Annotated in this window: 2 protein-coding genes; both read left to right on the top strand. The window is 43.8% G+C overall.

The window, feature by feature from the left end; all coding sequences use genetic code 11:
* The coding region (locus tag F6K38_RS42225; RefSeq protein WP_287360836.1) for a XisI protein at positions 1-319 on the top strand (319 nt) is incomplete at its 5' end.
* A gap of 56 nt (positions 320-375) precedes the next feature.
* Complete coding sequence (locus F6K38_RS42220; protein ID WP_044493997.1) at positions 376-1239, top strand: Rpn family recombination-promoting nuclease/putative transposase; 864 nt, start codon at positions 376-378, stop codon at positions 1237-1239.
* The last annotated feature ends 63 nt before the right edge of the window (positions 1240-1302 follow it).

Below are 1302 nucleotides of genomic sequence, written 5' to 3'. Positions count from 1 at the left end.
TCGACAGCATATTCAGGACTTGCTTAAAAAACGCGCCAGTATTAAGTCGGCGAATCTGGCCATCCAAACCCAGCTCATTTTTGATACAGAACGGGATCATTACCAGATCGTTAATACCGGTTGGAAAAATAACACCACACGTATTTACGGGTGTTCTGTACATGTGGATATTAAAGATGGCAAGATTTGGATACAGCATGATGGATCGGAGATTGCGATCGCAGATCAGTTAGTTGAGCTAGGGGTACCAAAGCAGGATATTGTCTTGGCCTATCAGGCACCGATTATGAGGCAGTATACCGAGTTTGCGGTGGGGTGAGCGCATCAGCTGATAGCTGATAGCTTTGCTTGACCCCAGTATCTGAGGCTTTTGATATGGTTTTCCCGTTGCCAGATAAATACATTGACCTGCTCACGGATTTCGGTTTTAAGCGCGTCTTTGGCACTGAGCCAAACAAGGCACTGTTGATCGACTTCTTGAATACTCTGTTGCCTCCCCATCATCAGATTCAGGATGTCACCTTTAAGAATCCGGAGTTCTTGGGCAACACCTTAGTAGATCGAAGAGCTATCTTTGATATTTATTGTCAGAGCGAGACCGGTGAACGCTTCATTGTGGAAATGCAGAAGGCCAAGCAAAATTTCTTTAAAGATGGACGAAGTCCCGCTTTCAGCGATCGCAGTGTCTATTATTCTACTTTCCCTATCCAAGAACAGGCTCAACAGGGATATTGGAATTATGAGCTCACCGCAGTTTATACCGTTGGCATTTTAGATTTTCTCTTTGATGACCACAAGCACGAGTCGGAACTGTTGCATGTGGTGGAGCTAAAAAATCAGCGGTGTGAAGTGTTCTACGATAAGCTCAAATTTATCTACGTTGAACTACCCAAATTTACTAAGTCTGTTGATCAACTAGAAACCCATTTTGACAAGTGGTTATTTTTGCTCAAACACCTAGCCCAGTTGAATGAACCCCCTGAACCGTTGCAAGAGGATGTATTTGCCCAGCTATTTGAGGTTGCCGAGATTGCCAATTTTTCATCTGCGGAGCAATTTCGTTACCAAGATAGCCTGAAGGTCTATCGGGATATGAATAGTATTGCCGAAACCTTGATTCAGGAAGGCAGACAACAAGAAAAACAGCAGATTGCTAAACAGATGAAGGCGGCAGGGTTACCCCTGAAGGATATTGCCCAATATACGGGGTTGAGCGTTGATGAGATTGATCGGTTGTAGCTTCAAACCGCTTCATCTAATATTCGGATATGCAGAACCTCATTTTTCATTAATGGCTCAATT

It is taken from the genome of Moorena sp. SIO3B2, assembly GCF_010692525.1.
In the GTDB taxonomy this organism is placed as follows: Bacteria; Cyanobacteriota; Cyanobacteriia; order Cyanobacteriales; family Coleofasciculaceae; genus Moorena; species Moorena producens.
The sequence above is the reverse complement of the archived record's forward strand: the minus strand, read 5'-3'. Positions and strand labels throughout refer to the sequence as shown.